The organism is Lentzea sp. NBRC 102530, assembly GCF_030269365.1.
In the GTDB taxonomy this organism is placed as follows: Bacteria; Actinomycetota; Actinomycetes; order Mycobacteriales; family Pseudonocardiaceae; genus Lentzea.
On the sequence record NZ_BSTF01000008.1, the window covers coordinates 292,367 to 307,790 of the forward strand.

13 protein-coding genes are annotated in these 15,424 nt (G+C 68.0%); 8 read left to right on the forward strand and 5 right to left on the reverse strand.

All coding sequences use genetic code 11. The annotated features are described in order from the left end of the window. The first annotated feature begins 56 nt into the window (after positions 1 to 56). A complete protein-coding gene (locus QSK25_RS23185) occupies positions 57 to 1,532 on the forward strand; it encodes a peptide MFS transporter (RefSeq protein WP_502881886.1) in 1,476 nt (491 codons plus the stop codon). A gap of 178 nt (positions 1,533 to 1,710) precedes the next feature. Here the strand turns inward: QSK25_RS23185 and QSK25_RS23190 are convergent, their stop codons facing one another. Both QSK25_RS23190 and QSK25_RS23195 read right to left on the reverse strand, forming a co-directional pair. Beyond that, entirely contained in the window at positions 1,711 to 2,991 is a 1,281-nt protein-coding gene (locus tag QSK25_RS23190) for a cytochrome P450 (protein ID WP_285641201.1), read from the reverse strand. Positions 2,992 to 3,022: 31 nt separating this feature from the next. Next, positions 3,023 to 3,616, reverse strand: a complete 594-nt coding sequence (locus QSK25_RS23195) for a TetR/AcrR family transcriptional regulator (protein WP_285641206.1) — start codon at positions 3,614 to 3,616, stop codon at positions 3,023 to 3,025. Between the two features lie 154 nt (positions 3,617 to 3,770). Between QSK25_RS23195 and QSK25_RS23200 the strand changes: the two genes are divergently transcribed. Next, complete coding sequence (locus QSK25_RS23200; RefSeq protein ID WP_285641208.1) at positions 3,771 to 3,923, forward strand: hypothetical protein; 153 nt, start codon at positions 3,771 to 3,773, stop codon at positions 3,921 to 3,923. 233 nt (positions 3,924 to 4,156) lie between these two features. Further along, a complete protein-coding gene (locus tag QSK25_RS23205) occupies positions 4,157 to 7,030 on the forward strand; it encodes a PQQ-dependent sugar dehydrogenase (RefSeq protein WP_285641209.1) in 2,874 nt (957 codons plus the stop codon). Here QSK25_RS23205 and QSK25_RS23210 read toward each other — a convergent pair whose 3' ends face one another. Genes QSK25_RS23210 through QSK25_RS23220 form a run of 3 tightly spaced genes read right to left on the reverse strand, consistent with a single transcriptional unit; the run spans position 7,031 to position 9,302 of the window. Next, entirely contained in the window at positions 7,031 to 8,134 is a 1,104-nt protein-coding gene (locus QSK25_RS23210) for a methyltransferase domain-containing protein (RefSeq protein ID WP_285641210.1), read from the reverse strand. Further along, positions 8,131 to 9,078, reverse strand: coding sequence for an ATP-grasp ribosomal peptide maturase (gene tgmB, locus QSK25_RS23215; protein WP_285641211.1), 948 nt, complete (start codon positions 9,076 to 9,078; stop codon positions 8,131 to 8,133). Before tgmB ends, QSK25_RS23210 begins: the two co-directional genes overlap by 4 nt. Continuing rightward, entirely contained in the window at positions 9,078 to 9,302 is a 225-nt protein-coding gene (locus tag QSK25_RS23220; protein WP_285641212.1) for a hypothetical protein, read from the reverse strand. The genes tgmB and QSK25_RS23220 overlap by 1 nt, the downstream gene beginning before the upstream one ends. Before the next feature lie 200 nt (positions 9,303 to 9,502). Here QSK25_RS23220 and QSK25_RS23225 point away from each other — a divergent pair, with 200 nt between their 5' ends. The 5 genes from QSK25_RS23225 (at position 9,503) to QSK25_RS23245 (ending at position 15,345) form a co-directional block, all read left to right on the forward strand. After that, on the forward strand, positions 9,503 to 10,702 hold the full coding sequence (locus QSK25_RS23225) for a glutamate-cysteine ligase family protein (RefSeq protein ID WP_285641213.1): 1,200 nt from the start codon (positions 9,503 to 9,505) through the stop codon (positions 10,700 to 10,702). Next, positions 10,699 to 11,988: an ergothioneine biosynthesis protein EgtB gene (gene egtB, locus QSK25_RS23230; protein WP_285641216.1), complete on the forward strand. Its 1,290-nt coding sequence runs from the start codon at positions 10,699 to 10,701 to the stop codon at positions 11,986 to 11,988. The genes QSK25_RS23225 and egtB overlap by 4 nt, the downstream gene beginning before the upstream one ends. A 4-nt stretch (positions 11,989 to 11,992) precedes the next feature. After that, the gene (gene egtC, locus QSK25_RS23235; RefSeq protein WP_285641218.1) at positions 11,993 to 12,718 is read left to right on the forward strand and encodes an ergothioneine biosynthesis protein EgtC; all 726 of its coding nucleotides are present in this window, start codon (positions 11,993 to 11,995) and stop codon (positions 12,716 to 12,718) included. Continuing rightward, complete coding sequence (egtD, locus tag QSK25_RS23240; protein WP_285641220.1) at positions 12,715 to 13,686, forward strand: L-histidine N(alpha)-methyltransferase; 972 nt, start codon at positions 12,715 to 12,717, stop codon at positions 13,684 to 13,686. The genes egtC and egtD overlap by 4 nt, the downstream gene beginning before the upstream one ends. 63 nt (positions 13,687 to 13,749) lie before the next feature. Next, positions 13,750 to 15,345 (forward strand): alpha/beta hydrolase, encoded by a 1,596-nt coding sequence (locus QSK25_RS23245; protein ID WP_285641222.1) that lies wholly within the window; start codon positions 13,750 to 13,752, stop codon positions 15,343 to 15,345. The last annotated feature ends 79 nt before the right edge of the window (positions 15,346 to 15,424 follow it).

Consider the following 15,424-nt stretch of genomic DNA (forward strand, 5'->3'; position numbering starts at 1 on the left):
GCGTTCGGCGTAATCTCACCCGATCCGCGCCGTGACATCGTTGACACGAAGGGACGATGACTGTGAGCGCTCCTAGCGCCAGCATCTCCGAACAGGACAAGGGATTCTTCGGGCACCCCCGAGGCCTTTCGACGCTGTTCTTCACCGAACTCTGGGAACGGTTCTCGTTCTACGGGATGAAGGCCATCCTCGGCCTCTATCTGTGGACGGCCGTCTCGGACGGCGGTCTGGGCGTCGACAAGGCGCTCGCCCTGTCGATCGTCGCCATCTACGGCACTGCGGTCTACATGTCCGGCGTCGCGGGCGGCTGGCTCGCCGACCGCGTGTGGGGTGGCCAGCGCGCGACGTTCATCGGCGGCGTGCTGATCATGTGCGGGCACATCGCCCTGGCCCTGCCGATCGGCATCGCGGGCGTGTACCTCGGCCTGATCTTCATCGTGTTCGGCACCGGCCTGCTCAAGCCGAACATCTCGACCGTCGTCGGCGGCCTGTACTCGCGCGAGGACAAGCGCCGTGACGCCGGCTTCACCGTCTTCTACATGGCGATCAACATCGGCGGTTTCATCTCGCCGCTGATCACCGGCGCGCTCGCGGACGGCGTCGGCTTCCACGCCGGGTTCGCGGTCGCCGCGGTCGGCATGGCGGCGGGCCTCATCCAGTACCGGATGGGCCGCAAGTACCTGAAGGGCTCGGCCGCCGTGGCGCCGAACCCGTTGCCGCAGCAGGAGAAGGGCCGCGTCTACGGCCTCATCGGCGTGATCGCCGTCGCGATCGCCGGGCTCGGTGCGCTGGCGTACGTGCTCGACGGCGTCGACGGCGTGATCCTGATGATCAGCATCATGTCGATCGTCCTGCCGATCACGTACTTCACCGTCATGTACCGCAGCAAGAAGACGCTGCCGGAGGAGAAGCCGCGCGTCCTCGCCTACATCCCGCTGTTCGTCGCGGCGGCGATGTTCTGGCTGATCTTCGAGCAGAGCGCGTCGGTCATCGCGGAGTTCGCGGACTCGCACGTCGACAACCACGTGTTCGGCTGGGAGTTCCCGGTCGCCTGGTTCCAGTCGATCAACCCGATCATGATCATCGCGCTGGCGCCGGTGTTCGCGTGGCTGTGGCTGAAGCTCAAGGACCGCGCGCCGTCCACGCCGCGCAAGTTCTCGGGTTCGCTGGTGCTCGTCGGCCTGTCGTTCGTGCTCATGTACTTCGCGAGCAACTCGGCGGCGGACGGCAAGGTGACGCCGCTCTGGCTCGTGGTGATGTTCCTGATCATGACCTGCGGTGAGCTCATGCTGTCGCCGGTGGGTCTGTCGGTGACGACCAAGCTCGCGCCCAAGGCGTTCGCGTCGCAGACGATGAGCCTGTGGTTCCTCGCGGTGTCGGCGGGTACCGGCGTGGCCGCCCAGCTCGTGAAGTTCTACACGACGAGCCCTTCCGCGTACTTCTTCACATTGGGTGGCGCGGCCGTTGTTCTCGGTGTGGCGCTTGCCGTTGCGGCACCGGCGATCAACAAGCTGATGGCCGGCGTCGAATAGTCAGGACTGCGCGAAGTTTCGAAACGAGGTGAGAGGGAGGCCCGTCGCGGCGGCGGTGCGGCGGGTCTCCCTCTCGCTTCTAAGCATGCACTACGGAGATGTGTCATTGGGGCACGAACATTGCTCCACGCGGGTGAAGTCGAGCACTCGCCGCAACGAAATTCGCGCCAGGTCAGCATTAGTTCACTGCGAGTGACCGCTTGGTTTCGCCGGCGCGCACCGGAAGTCGCAACGCGCCGCGGATCAGCTTCGACTTCCGCCGCGTCACCGGGCCGTCCGCCGCGAGGTTCGGGAACCGCTTGAAGAGCTCGTGCAGTGCGAGCTGGCCTTCGATCCGGCTGAGTCCCGCGCCGATGCAGTAATGGATTCCCGCGCTGAACGCGAGGTGCTCGCGTGCGTTGGACCGCGTCGGGTCGAATTTCGCCGGGTCCCGGAAAACCTTCGGATCGCGGTTGGCCGCGGCCAGCATCAGCATGACCGGCATTCCCTTGGGCAGGCTCACGCCGGCGAGTTCCAGGCGTTCCCCGGGCCAGCGGATCGTGTACTGCACGGGCGGGTCGAGTCGCAGCACCTCTTCCACGAAACCCTCGGCGTACTCGGGGCTCTGGGAGAGCGGCGCGACGGTGTGCGGGTTCTCGAACGCCTTCAGCACGCCGTTGCTGATCAGGTTCACCGTCGTCTCGAAGCCCGCGAACAGCAGGAGCCCGGTCGTGGCGACGAGGTCCTCGCGGCTGAGGTCCTCGTGCTGGGTGACGAGGTGGCTGACGATGTCGTCCTGCGGGCTGCGGCGGCGTTCGGCGATCAGGTCGTCGATGAAGTCGTTGTACTCGATGATCGTGGCGTGCAGGTTCTTCAGCTGCTGGTGCGACCAGACGCCGTCGAGGGTCTCGGCCAGCGCCGAACCCCAGCGGGCAAAGACGTCCTGGTGGCCGTCCGGGACGCCGAGCAGGTCGGCGATGACCTGGATCGGGACCTGCGACGCGAACTCCGTGACGACGTCGAAGCGGTCGCCGAGCCGGTCGAGGTGGTCGGTGACGATCTTCTGGATGGACGTCGTGCGGTCCTTCAAGGCGCGCGGCGTGAAGAACGGCTGGACGAGCTTGCGGAGCCTGGTGTGGTCCGGTGGGTTCTTCATCAGGAACGAGTCCTGCACCGGGTTGACGATCTTCTCGCCGTTCTGGACCAGCGTGATCGACACCATCGACGCCTCGTCGAACGTGGCGGTGACGAACCTGTTGTCCCGCAGGACCGAGTCGCAGATCTCGCGGGAGCCCGTGACGTAGGCGCCCATGCGGCTGCGCACCATGTCGCCCTTGGCGCGCACCTTCTCGTACATCGGGTACGGGTCGCGGTTCGGCGGCGAGGCCATGACACCGGCGTACGGGTCACCCAAGAGCGCGTAGCCGCGGACGAGCGTGCGCAGCGCGAAGAACTGAGCGGCGGTCTTCAGCTGGGACATGCGTCCACAGTGCGGGGAATTTACGGAACTCTCAAGAGCTGCGACGGTGTCGCCGCACGGTTTCCTCCACCAGATCGAGCACCGGCTCCATGTCGTCCGCCGGGAGGCCCATCGCGAGGTGGGAGACGAGGCCTTCGAGGACGAGCTCGAGGAAGTTCGTCAGCACCGTGACGTCGACGTCGTCCCGCAGGTTCCCGGCTTCGCGCTGCCGGATGAGGCGCTGGCGCGTGGCGGCCGTGAGCTGTTCCGAACGCTCGGCCCAGCGGGCCCGGAAGTCCGGGTCGGTGCGCAGGCGGCGGGAGACCTCGAGGCGCGTGCCGAGCCAGTCGGCCGCGTGCTCCTCGTCCCTCTTCTCCGGTTCGTCGAGGAGGTCGCGCATCACCTGCACGAGGCCTTGCTCGGCGACCACGTCCGCCATGCGCAGCGCGTCGTCCTCGGCGAGCGCGAGGAAGAGCGACTCCTTGTCGCGGAAGTGGTGGAAGATGGCACCGCGGGAGAGTCCCGTCGCCTCTTCGAGACGGCGTACGGTGGCACCCTCATAGCCGTGGCGCGCGAAGCAGGCACGCGCACCGTCAAGGATCTGACGGCGGCGGGCGTCGAGGTGGTCCTGGCTCACCCTGGGCACCGGTAGATGGTCGCAGGGCAGGGGTGGGAAATCCAATCCGTACGTACGGATTGGACGGGTCCGTTGGTGTGATCTTCGTGGCCGTTCCCTTTCGTGTGGATCTTCGGCCGGGGCTGTGCTGAAGGACGGGTTGCTGGCCATATCCTCTGCGGCCATGGACACGCAGGAGATCGTCAAGCTGTCGGCGCTCGCCGAGCGCCTCGGGTGGCAGCGGCGTGAGTCCACAGGCGTCCACGTGGTCGATCTGCTGCTGAGCCGCACGGTCACGGACCTCATCGCCGCGCTGGCGGAGAACCGGGATCGGTAACGGGTTTTGGTAAGCGCTTTCCAGCACGTCTGGGACGGGGTTGACTCGGGCCGTGCGCAGTGGTGTGATCTGCGCGACAGTCAGGAAAGTTTCTTGTCTAAAACTGAATCCGCCGCCGCTCTCGTGATCCCCCTACCCGTCTTGTGGGAGGCACAACAGTGGCACCGAGCAGAAGCCGGGCGTTCCGAACGCTCGGCACGATGGGTGTTGCCTGCACAACAGCCATCGCAGTGATGTCGGTTCCGGAGTCGGCCCTCGCGGCGCCGGTCCGGTACGAAGCGGAGAACGCGACGATCTCGCAGGGCGTGGTGGAGTCGAACCACGCCGGGTTCTCCGGCGCCGGGTTCGTGAACGTCGACAACGTGGTGGGCTCGTCCGTCGAGTTCACGGTCAACGCCACGCGTGCGGGTTCGGCCCGGTTGGTGTTCCGCTACGCCAACGGCACCGCGGACAACCGGCCGGTCGACGTGTCGGTCAACGGCGCGGTGTCGGTCGACGAACGCGCGTTCCCCGGGACCGGTGCGTGGACGACGTGGGTGTCGGCGGAGAACACCGTGTCGCTGGCGGCCGGTTCGAACAAGATCAAGGTGACGTCGACCGGGGCCACGGGTGGCCCGAACCTCGACTACCTGGAGGTCGAGGAGCTGTCCTCGGCGCCCGCGCTGGAGCAGGAGTCCGAGGACGCGACGATCTCGCAGGGGGTCGTGGAGTCGAACTGGACCGGGTTCTCCGGGCGCGGGTTCGTCAACTACGACAACGTCATCGGGTCGTCGGTCGAGTACACGATCAACGCCGAGTCCGGTGGCGAGCACGAGCTGACGTTCCGGTACGCCAACGGGACGACGGCCGACCGCCCGGTGTCGGTGACCGTGGACGGGGCTGCCGCGCAGACCGTGTCGTTCCCCGGGACCGGGGCCTGGACGACCTGGCAGACGCGGACGCTGCGGGTGGTGCTGCACGCCGGTGCGAACAAGATCAAGGCGACCGCGACGACCGCCAACGGTGGTCCCAACGCGGACAAGCTCTCCGCCGTGCTGGTCGGGCCCCCGGACAACGAGGCACCCACGCCGCCGCGGAACCTGCAGTTCGTGTCGTCGACGCACAACTCCGTGACGTTGAAGTGGGAAGCGGCCACGGACAACGTCGGGGTCACCGGCTACGACATCTACCAGCACGGCCAGCTCGTCACGAGCGTCGGGAACGTGCTGGAGGGCACCGCGACCGGGCTGCGTCCCGACGTGGAGTACGACTGGACCGTGTTCGCGAAGGACCGGGCGGGCAACGTCTCGCAGGCCTCGAACAACGTGCCCGGCCGCACCAAGCCGGCGCCCGTCGACAACCAGGCGCCCACGACCCCGGGCGGTCTGCGGTCGACCGGTGCCACGTCGACCAGCGTCTCGGTGGCTTGGAACGGTTCCACGGACAACGTGGGCGTGACCGGCTACGAGATCCACTTCGACGGTGCTTTGAAGCAGAACGCCGATGGTTCGGCGTTGTCGGCGACCATCGCCGGTCTGGTGACCGGGCAGACGTACGCGGTGAAGGTGCGCGCGAAGGATGCCGCCGGCAACCTGTCCGGGTTCTCGAACGAGATCTCAGTACGTCCTACCGCTGGTGGCGGCACCGGCGTGCCGAACCCCGGTTCCGTCACGCAGATCGCGTCCGGCGTCGACGTGGCGTGGGGGCTCGCGTTCCTGCCCGACGGCTCGGCCCTGGTGACCGAGCGCGAGACGTTCAACGTGCTGCGCGTGACCGAGGGCGGCTCCAAGACCGTCATCGGCAAGGTGCCGGGCGCGATGGGCACCAACGGTGAGGGCGGCGCGCTCGGCATCGAGGTCTCGCCGAACTTCGCCTCCGACCGCTTCGTGTACGTCTACCACACCTACGCCGACGGAAACCGGCTGGTCAGGGCGGTGTTCGACGGGTCGTCGCTGTCCTCGTGGACGACGTTGCTGTCCGGCGTGCCGAAGAACCGGTACCACAACGGCGGGCGCCTGCGGTTCAGCCCGGACGGCCGGTACCTGTTCATCTCGACCGGTGACGCGCAGAACGGCAACAACGCGCAGAACCTCAACACCAACGCCGGCAAGATCCTGCGCATCAACCCGGACGGCTCCATCCCGTCCGACAACCCGTTCCCGGGCAAGGCGATCTGGTCGTACGGCCACCGCAACGTGCAGGGCCTCGACTTCGACTCGCAGGGCCGCCTGTGGGCGTCGGAGTTCGGCAACTCGCAGCAGGACGAGGTCAACCTGATCACCAAGGGCGGCAACTACGGCTGGGAACCGTGCGAGGGCACCATCGGCAACTGCGCCGGCACGATCCCGCCGAAGAAGACCTGGTCGACCTCGCAGGCCTCGCCGTCCGGCCTGACGATCATCAACGACCACGTCTTCGTGGCCACGACCGTCGGCCAGCGCATCTACCGGATGCGGATCGACGCCAACGGCAACCTGGTGGACCAGCAGATCTACTTCCAGGGCACCTACAACCGCCTGCGCACGGTCGAGGTGGACCGCGACGGCGACATCTGGCTGACCACGACCACGGACAAGGACGGATCGGCGGGCAACGACCGCATCCTGCACATCGACATCGTCTACGAAGGCGGCTCTGCTTTTACGCTTTCGTCCACAGCCTTTGCAGACGACGCGATGATCCCGGCTCGGCACACCTGCGCCGGGGACGGCGTTGCGGGCCAGGACCCGTCACCGCCGTTCGCGTGGGGTGAGTCGTCGGGTGCCGCCGCCTACGCGATCGTGTTCGCCGACCGCGTGAACAACGGCAACAAGCTGCACTGGGCGATCTGGGACATTCCCGGCAACGCCCGGTCGTTGCCGGAGAACCTCGGCTCCGGGTTCGCCGTTCCCGGTCAGGGCGCCGCGAAGCAGAAGGCGATGGAGTCGGGGGCCAATTCCCTCAAGTACTTCGGACCTTGCCCCGGCGGGTCGACCAACCCGTACACCTTCACGTTGTACGCGTTGAACACCGCGACGGTGCCGGGCATCACGTCCGGTTCGTCGATGGCGCAGATCGAGACGGCCATCAAGAACGCGTCAACCGCCAACACGGTGCTGCGCGGTCGTTCCAATGCGCGGAGGTCCTAGCTAGGACAACGTCCACCCGATGCCGCCACCTGGCTCGTCCAGCCACACGCGGTGGCGGCCATCGGGTGTGACTGTGAGGCCGAGGCGGTCCCAGTCCGGCCTGCCGAGTTCGTCCCACGTCCGTTGTGCGGCTTCGAACTCGTCCCAGATCCGGACCGGGCCACCTTGGCGCACTTCACGTTCACCCTCGGCGTCCGGCTCCTGGCTGACCGCGGCCCACGATCCGTCAGCCGTGCTGAACATGGCGGCGTTCCCCCGATGTCCGAACGCCACCTCGCCCGGCATGGTCGCCTGGGTCAGGAACCACGGAACGAGGGAAGCCCAGGGAAGCGGCTCCAGCCGCGTGACGGATCTGACCCCCTCGACCGGATCGATCGTGGTGACGTTCCCCGGCGGGCCGTCGGTGTCCCGGATCGCCATGAATCCCGCCCACCGGTGGAGGAACCGGCCTTCGAGCCGATCGGCGTGCCGCGTGAGCAGCACCAGGTTTCCGGCGTGCACACTCGGTTTGAGGTCCACCAGGACGAGGCCGTTCTCGCGGACCTGCTCGGCCCACGCCCACGGGACCTCGGGCACCGAGCACGTCGCGATGATCCGATCGAACGGAGCGTGCCGCGCCCAGCCTTCCGCGCCGTGAGCAGCCGCGAGAGCAGGAGTGAGGCCCAGACCGGCCAGCCGTTCGCGAGCGGCGTCAATGAGCGTGGCGCCGATGTCGACGGAGAAAACCTGCTCTGATCCGAGCCTGTGAGCGAGGAGCGCGGCGTTGTAGCCGGTTCCGGTGCCGATCTCCAGCACCCGTTGGCCGTCGGCCAGGTCGAGGGCGTCGAGCATTCGCACCATCAGCCCCGGCTTGGTCGAAGAGGAGACGGTGACGCGATGGCCCTCCGGCGTGGTGGCGAGTTCGGTGATCAGCGGGCGGTCGCGATAGACAGCGTCCATCCAGCCCTCGTCGTGGGACGTCGTCTCGTCCCACGTCCCGTCCGGGCGCTGGACGTGAAACGCGGGCACGAAGACGTGCCTGGGCACCGCTTCCAGTTCGGTTCGCCAGTTGTCGTTCCCGACCTCGTCGGCCAGTTCCCGGGCGAACTCGCGCCACGTTTTCACCCGGCCTCCAGCAGATCGGCGAGAGCCGCACTGATCGGAGCCTCGATCTCGTCCTCGATCCATCCGTACTGGCCACCGGCATTGCACTCGAGGAACACCCAAACACCGTCCGGCCGGATCACGAAGTCGAACGCCCCGTAGACGAGACCCAGTTCAGCACAGTATCCGCGCACACCGCGTGCCACGGACGCCGGAGGTTCGATGCGCTCGTAGCGCAGGGCGCTGTAGTCGTTGCGCCAGTCGACACGGGTTTCTGCGGTCGTCGCGTGGATCCCGGCGGAGAACAGGCGGTCACCGACCACGATCACCCTCGCCTCACAGGACTTGGGGACCCAACGCTGGAACTGGTGGGCGCTCGTCTCGATCCCGCGCAGGTCGGCGAGGTCCTGCGCGTCGACGAGATGCGTGAAGGTGACCTTCCGGACGCCCTCCTCCCTGATCGAAGGTGAGCCGAACGCCTTGGTGACCGTGTCGCCGGGCGTCGCGAACGTCTGCACGGCGACCGGGTCGTTCGTCACGAGCGTGTCAGGCACTTCGAGACCGTTTCCGGTGGCAGTGATCAGTTGGACGGGCTTGTAGGAGGCGTCGGCATTGCGCGCGGGGTGGTTCACCCAGAGCAGAGGCAGTGAGGTCAGGACACCGCCGATCCCGAGTTTGGACTCGGTCATGGCCCAATGCCGCTCCGTCGAGGACAGCGACGCGGGGAAGGAGAACGCACCCGGACTCCGATACCAAATCGACCGCAGGTCTTCCAGGGCGACGCTCGTTTCCCCTGCTGTCAGCGATCCGGTCCAGCGACCTGAACGGAACTCCGCCGTGATGCCCGCTCGCTGCGGAAACCACGCCGTGTCGAATCGGACATGCGGCACGGCGCGTTCACACAGAATCCCGGTGACGCGGTCCGCCGTCGGGTCCGCGTCCGAGGCCAGGACGAGCACGGTCATCAGTCGTTGATCCAGTCCTCTGAACTGGGCGGGTCCTCACCGTCGACGCTCGACGTGGTCAGCGCGGTGGGTTCACCGCGGACAACGGCAGGACGGGCGGGACGCGCCCTGCGCAGTCCCCAGGGCCGGGTTTCCGCGCCCGAAGGCATGTCCTCGGTGTTGCCTCGGCTGATGGTGCCGACCAGGGCGAACTGCCCGCTGATCGGTGCGAGCGGGTCTGTCATCTCAGGCCCCCGATGGTGATGGTGCGTGTTCGTTCGCTCACGGTACGGGTTCGAACGTTTCCAAGGAACTCCGTGGAATTCGCCTGCAAGCACGCGTGCACACGGGCACTTCACTTGTTTCGTAAGGATTTGAGGGCTGCGAGTGTCAGACCCCGCGTGTAGCGTCGAACGGGCCAGACGATCACGGGGAGTGTGGCAGCGTGACTGCGTTGCGTGACCAACCGGCGCCGGCGAGGTTCGCCGACCGCGCCGAGGCCGAGGCTTATGTGGCCTCGGTCTGTTTCAAGCACGGGCCTCCGAGGCTCTTCGGCGTGGAGCTGGAATGGACCGTCCACCACGCCGAAGACCCTGCTCAGGTCCTCGATCGGCACCGGCTCGCCACCGCGCTCGGCGAGCACGCACCACCCACGCTAGTGCCCGACAGCCCCCAGCGGCCGCTTCCCAGCGGCACCCCGCTGACCGTCGAACCGGGCGGGCAGGTCGAGATCTCCACTCCTCCCTGCACCAGCCTCCCGGACCTCTTCCGGACGGTCTCCCAGGACATCGCACACCTCACCGAGATGCTCTCGGCGCACGGTCTCGTGCTCGGAGACAAAGGCGCTGACCTGCACAGACATCCGACGCGAATGCTGCAGGTGCCGCGGTACGCCGCGATGGAGCACGCGTTCGGCGCGCTCGGGCTCGACGGCATCTCGATGATGTGCAACACCGCCGGCTTGCAGGTCTGCCTCGACTTCGGCGAGGCCAAGCACCTGCAGGACCGGTGGGCGGCCGTGCACCGGCTCGGGCCGGTGATGATCGCGTTGTTCGCGAACTCGCCGAGCATCGGCGGGATGCACGAGGGCTGGGCCTCGGCCCGGATGAGAGCTCTGTACGGCTGTGATCCCGTGCGCACCAGACCTGCGGCTGTGTGCGCCGATCCGGCCCAGGCGTACGCGCGCCGAGTCCTCGACACGCCCGTGATCGTCGTGCGCGGGCCGGGTCCCAACTGGATTCCGGATCGCCGGTTCACGTTCGCGGACTGGCTGAACGGGGCGCACGACCGCGCCCCCACCAGCGACGACCTCGACTACCACATGTCGTTGATGTTCCCGCCGGTTCGCCCGCGCGGGTACATGGAGATCAGGTACCTCGACACGCCCGCGCCTGGCGGGTGGGTCGCGCCGAGCGCGCTGCTCGTCGCGCTGTTCAGTGATCCGTCCGTTGTGGACGGTGTGCTGGCGGCGACGGATCGGGCCGCCGGGCGGTGGCTCGTGGCCGCACGGCACGGGATGGCGGACGAACGCATCGCGCGTGCCGCGAAGGACGTCGTGGCGCTGGGCATCGAAGCTCTGCCGCGCACTGGACTCTCCAACGATCAGATCAGCACCATCAGCCGGGAGCTTGAGGGGAAGCTGTGACCGAAGAACTCCGCGAGCACGTGGCAGGCGAACTGTTGCGCTCGCGCGCGCGTTCCATCGCCCTGACCGACGCCGTCGACGAGCACGACCTCGTGCGGCAGCACTCGAAGCTGATGTCGCCGCTGGTCTGGGACCTGGCGCACATCGGCAACCAGGAAGAGCTGTGGCTCGTTCGCGACGTCGGCGGACGCGAACCGGTGCGCAGCGACATCGACGAGTACTACGACGCGTTCAAGTTCAGTCGCTCCGTGCGGCCCGAACTGCCGTTGCTGAACCCGCGCGAGGCCCGGCAGTACGTCGGGGACGTGCGCGGCAAGGTGTTCGACGTGCTGGAGAAGGTGCCGTTGCAGGGGCGCCGGCTCGTCGAGAACGGGTTCGCGTTCGGCATGATCGTGCAGCACGAGCAGCAGCACGACGAGACGATGCTCGCGACCCACCAGCTGCGCAAGGGCGACCCGGTGCTGCACGCGCCGATGCCGCCCGCCGGAAGTCTGGTGCCCACGACGGAGGTGTTCATCCCCGGCGGGCCGTTCGAGATGGGCACTTCGGACGAACCGTGGGCTTTGGACAACGAACGGCCGGCGCACGCCGTGCACGTCGACTCGTTCTTCATCGACACGACCCCGGTGACGAACGGCGAGTACGCCCAGTTCATCCTCGCCGGCGGGTACGACGACCGTCGACTGTGGACGGACGAGGGCTGGCAGCACCGCCTGGACGCGAAACTGCAGGCGCCGAGGTTCTGGCAGCGCGAGGAGAACTCCTTCGTGCGCACGGCGTTCGGCGTGACCGAGCCGATCGTGCCGGACGAACCCGTGGTGCACGTGTGCTTCCACGAGGCGCAGGCCTACGCGACGTGGGCGGGCAAGCGGCTGCCGACCGAGGCCGAGTGGGAGAAGGCCGCCCGGTTCGACACGGCCGCGGGCAAGACCCGCCGTTACCCCTGGGGTGACGAGGAACCGACCGAGGAACACGCGAACCTGGGGCAGCGGCACCTGCGCCCGGCTCCCGTCGGCGCGTACCCGGCCGGTGCGTCGCCCGCGGGCGTGCACCAGCTGATCGGTGACGTCTGGGAGTGGACGTCGAGCGACTTCGGGCCGTACCCGGGCTTCGAGGTGTTCCCGTACGAGGAGTACTCGCAGGTGTTCTTCGGGCCGGACTACAAGGTGCTGCGCGGAGGTTCGTTCGGCACCGACAAGTCGGCGATCCGCTCGACGTTCCGCAACTGGGACTACCCGATCAGAAGGCAGATCTTCGCCGGCTTCCGCTGCGCCAGGGACGCCTAGGCCGATGTGCCGCCATCTGGCTTACCTGGGCACCGCCGTGCCCGTCGGGGGCCCGCTCTTCGAGGCACCGCACTCGCTGGAGCACCAGTCCTACGCGCCGCGCGACATGCGGGCCGGGGGAACCGTGAACGTCGACGGCTACGGCGTCGGCTGGTTCCCCGGCCCGGTGCGGTACCGGCGCGCGGGGACGTTGTGGAGCGATCCGAACCTGCGTCAGCTGGCTTCGGTAAGTTCTGGCGCGTTCGTGGCGGCGGTGCGGTCGGCCACGGCCGGGATGCCGGTGAGCGACGCGGCCTGCGCGCCGTTCACCGACGGCACCTGGCTGTTCAGCCACAACGGCCGGGTCGACGGCTGGCCGCACACCGTGGCGGGGCTCGCTCGGACGCTCGACGTCACAGACCTGCTGACGATGGACGCGCCGACGGACTCCGCTCTGTTGTGGACGGTGCTGCGGCGCCGCCTGGAGACGGGGAAGGAACCGGCCCAGGCGCTTGTTGAACTCGTGCGGGAGGTGGCGGACGCGGCTCCGAAGTCGCGGCTGAACTTCCTGCTGACCAACGGAGAAGTGCTCGTGGGGACGACGTGGACACACGCCCTGTGGGTGCTGCAACGAGGTGAGGGCGTGACACTCGCGTCCGAACCGCTCGACGACGACCCGGGCTGGCGGGAGATCCCCGACCGGCACGTGGTCACCGCCGTTCCATCCACTGTGGAGGTTCGACCGATATGACCGAGCCGGTGCTGGACGTTCATCTCAAGCCGGAGGACGCCGCACACGCGCTACGTGCCGACGTGCGGGCCGGACTGACCGCGGACCCCAAGTGGGTCTCGCCGAAGTGGTTCTACGACGCCGTGGGCAGTGCGCTGTTCGAGGACATCACGCGGTTGCCCGAGTACTACCCGACCCGGGCCGAACGCGAGGTGCTGGCCGAGCGCGCGGGGGAGATCGCCTCGACGACGGGCGCGCACTCGTTGGTGGAGCTGGGTTCCGGATCTTCGGAGAAGACCCGGCTGCTGCTCAGCGCGTTGCGGGAGCACGGGACGCTGAAGGAGTTCGTGCCGCAGGACGTGTCGGTGTCGGCGTTGACCGAGGCCGCGCACGCGATCATGGCGGACTACCCCGGGCTGCGGGTGCACGGCGTGGTCGGCGACTTCACGCAGCACTTGTCGTTGCTGCCGGGGGAGTCGCCGCGGGTGGTGGCGTTCCTGGGCGGCACGATCGGCAACCTGATCCCCGAGGAGCGGGAGAAGTTCCTGCGCACGGTTCGCGACGTGCTGGAACCGGGGGAGTGGCTGCTGCTCGGCACCGACCTGGTGAAGGACCCGGGGACGCTGGTGCGGGCGTACGACGACGCGCAGGGCGTGACGGCGGAGTTCAACCGCAACGTGCTGAACGTGCTCAACCGCGAGGTCGGCGGCGACTTCGACGTCGAGGCGTTCGAGCACGTGGCGTTGTGGAACGCCGAGCAGGAGTGGATCGAGATGCGGCTGCGGGCGAAGCGGGCGATGACCGTGCGCCTGGCCGAGCTGGGGCTGGTGGTCGAGTTCCGCGAGGGCGAGGAACTGCGGACCGAGGTGTCGGCCAAGTTCCGCGAGGAGGGCGTCCGGCAGGAGCTGGAGGACGCCGGATTCTCGCTGCACCGCTGGTGGACCGACGCCGAGGGGCGGTTCGCCGTCTCGCTGGCCCAGGCGGTGTAATCGGGACCACAACCCGACGATAGGCGGGTACCCAGCGTGCACGCCCGGTGATGGGCTGCAGCGATGAGACCTGCATCAACGCGTGCCGTGCGCGTGGCGCTCGCCAGTGCGCTCGCGCTCGGCACCGTCATCACCGGCCTGGGCAGCGCGTCTGCCCAGGCCGAGCCCGCATCGGCCAAGCCCGCCGCCTGGGGGCCCTGCGCGGCGGACGTGCTCGCCGAGATCCCCGCCGCCGAACGCGCGAAGGTCAGCTGCGCCGTCCAGGTCGTGCCCGTCGACCACTCGCGGCCGCGCGGCGACACGACCGGCGTGGTCATGATGAAGCGCCCGGCCGGCGACCCGGCGAAGAAGATCGGCTCGCTGTTCATCAACCCCGGTGGCCCCGGTGGCGCCGGTCTGATCTACAGCGCCTACGGTTCCAGCTTCTTCACGCCGGAGATCCTCGAGAAGTTCGACCTCATCGGCTTCGACCCGCGGGGTGTGGGCCGCAGCGCGCCGCTGCGCTGCTTCCGCACCCAGGAGGAGGCCGAGGCGGTCAACGAGGGCTGGTACGCGTTGCCGCGCACCAAGGACGAGATCGCTTCCTCGATCCGGCAGTCGAAGGTCTACACGGACTACTGCAAGATCAACGCCGGTCCGCTGCTGAACCACATGTCGACCGAGGCCGTCGCCCGTGACCTCGACGCGATGCGTGAGTCCGTGGGGGACAAGCAGCTCACGTACGTCGGCTTCTCGTACGGCACGTTGCTGGGCGCCACCTACGCGAACATCTTCCCGTCGAAGTCGCGTGCTCTGGTGCTGGACGGCAACGTCGACCCGCAGCTGCGCCTGACGAACGGCGCGCAGTACGACAAGGAGCGGGCGCGGGGCTTCGAGATCGCCCTCGACGCGATGCTCAAGCGCTGTGACTCCGTCGGGGTGGAACGGTGTGCGTTCGCCGGTGGCGCGCGCAAGAAGTTCGACGACATCCGCGCTTCGCTGGCGAAGGCGCCCACGACGTTGCCCGGTGGCGCTGTCGTGACGCTGACCGACGTCGTCGGCCGCACGTCGAGCAACCTGTACAGCCCGACCTCGTTCAAGTCGCTGACCGCGTGGTTGCAGTCGATCCACGCCGCGCAGAACCCCTCTGCCGCCTCGTTGTCCGTGCAGTCCGTTGTGGACGTTCCGATGCTGAACAACCTCGGTGGCCGTGCGGACGTCCGGGTGCTGCCGGAGACGCCGTACACCGCCGACGACTCGTACTACGCGGTGAACTGCATCGACAAGCCGTTCGCGCGGACGAACCGCAACTGGGCCACCACGGCTGCGCAGTGGGAGAAGGACTCGCCGACGTTCGGCCGCTACCAGGCCGCGTCCGACCTGCTGACGTGCCCGACGTGGCCGACCCGCCACCCGGACCGCTGGATCGGTCCGTGGAACAAGAAGACCAAGAACCCGATCGTCGTCGTGGGCAACTACTACGACCCGGCGACGCAGTACCTGTTCGCGCAGCGCATGACGAAGCAGCTCGGCAACGCCCGGCTGATCAGCGTCGACGCGTTCGGGCACTGCATCCTCGGTGACTCGGCCGGTGCCGACGCCGCCGTGACGCGGTACCTCGTCGATCTGACGGCGCCCGCCAACGGCCAGGTCTTCCAGCCGAACGCGCAACCGTTCTGATCGCGTTTCCCCGCCTGTCGTCGGGCACAACCCGACGATAGGCGGGTGCGCGCGGTGCACGGTGAGTGATGAAGTGCAT

Excerpts from the sequence above, each read along its gene's own strand:
- QSK25_RS23190 (WP_285641201.1), bottom strand. The coding sequence starts at position 2,991 with ATGTCCCAGCTGAAGACCGCCGCTCAGTTCTTCGCGCTGCGCACGCTC.
- QSK25_RS23220 (WP_285641212.1), bottom strand. The coding sequence starts at position 9,302 with ATGACAGACCCGCTCGCACCGATCAGCGGGCAGTTCGCCCTGGTCGGC.
- egtC (WP_285641218.1), top strand. The coding sequence starts at position 11,993 with ATGTGCCGCCATCTGGCTTACCTGGGCACCGCCGTGCCCGTCGGGGGC.
- tgmB (WP_285641211.1), bottom strand. The coding sequence starts at position 9,078 with ATGACCGTGCTCGTCCTGGCCTCGGACGCGGACCCGACGGCGGACCGC.
- egtD (WP_285641220.1), top strand. The coding sequence starts at position 12,715 with ATGACCGAGCCGGTGCTGGACGTTCATCTCAAGCCGGAGGACGCCGCA.
- QSK25_RS23245 (WP_285641222.1), top strand. The coding sequence starts at position 13,750 with ATGAGACCTGCATCAACGCGTGCCGTGCGCGTGGCGCTCGCCAGTGCG.
- QSK25_RS23200 (WP_285641208.1), top strand. The coding sequence starts at position 3,771 with ATGGACACGCAGGAGATCGTCAAGCTGTCGGCGCTCGCCGAGCGCCTC.
- QSK25_RS23205 (WP_285641209.1), top strand. The coding sequence starts at position 4,157 with ATGTCGGTTCCGGAGTCGGCCCTCGCGGCGCCGGTCCGGTACGAAGCG.
- QSK25_RS23185 (WP_502881886.1), top strand. The coding sequence starts at position 57 with ATGACTGTGAGCGCTCCTAGCGCCAGCATCTCCGAACAGGACAAGGGA.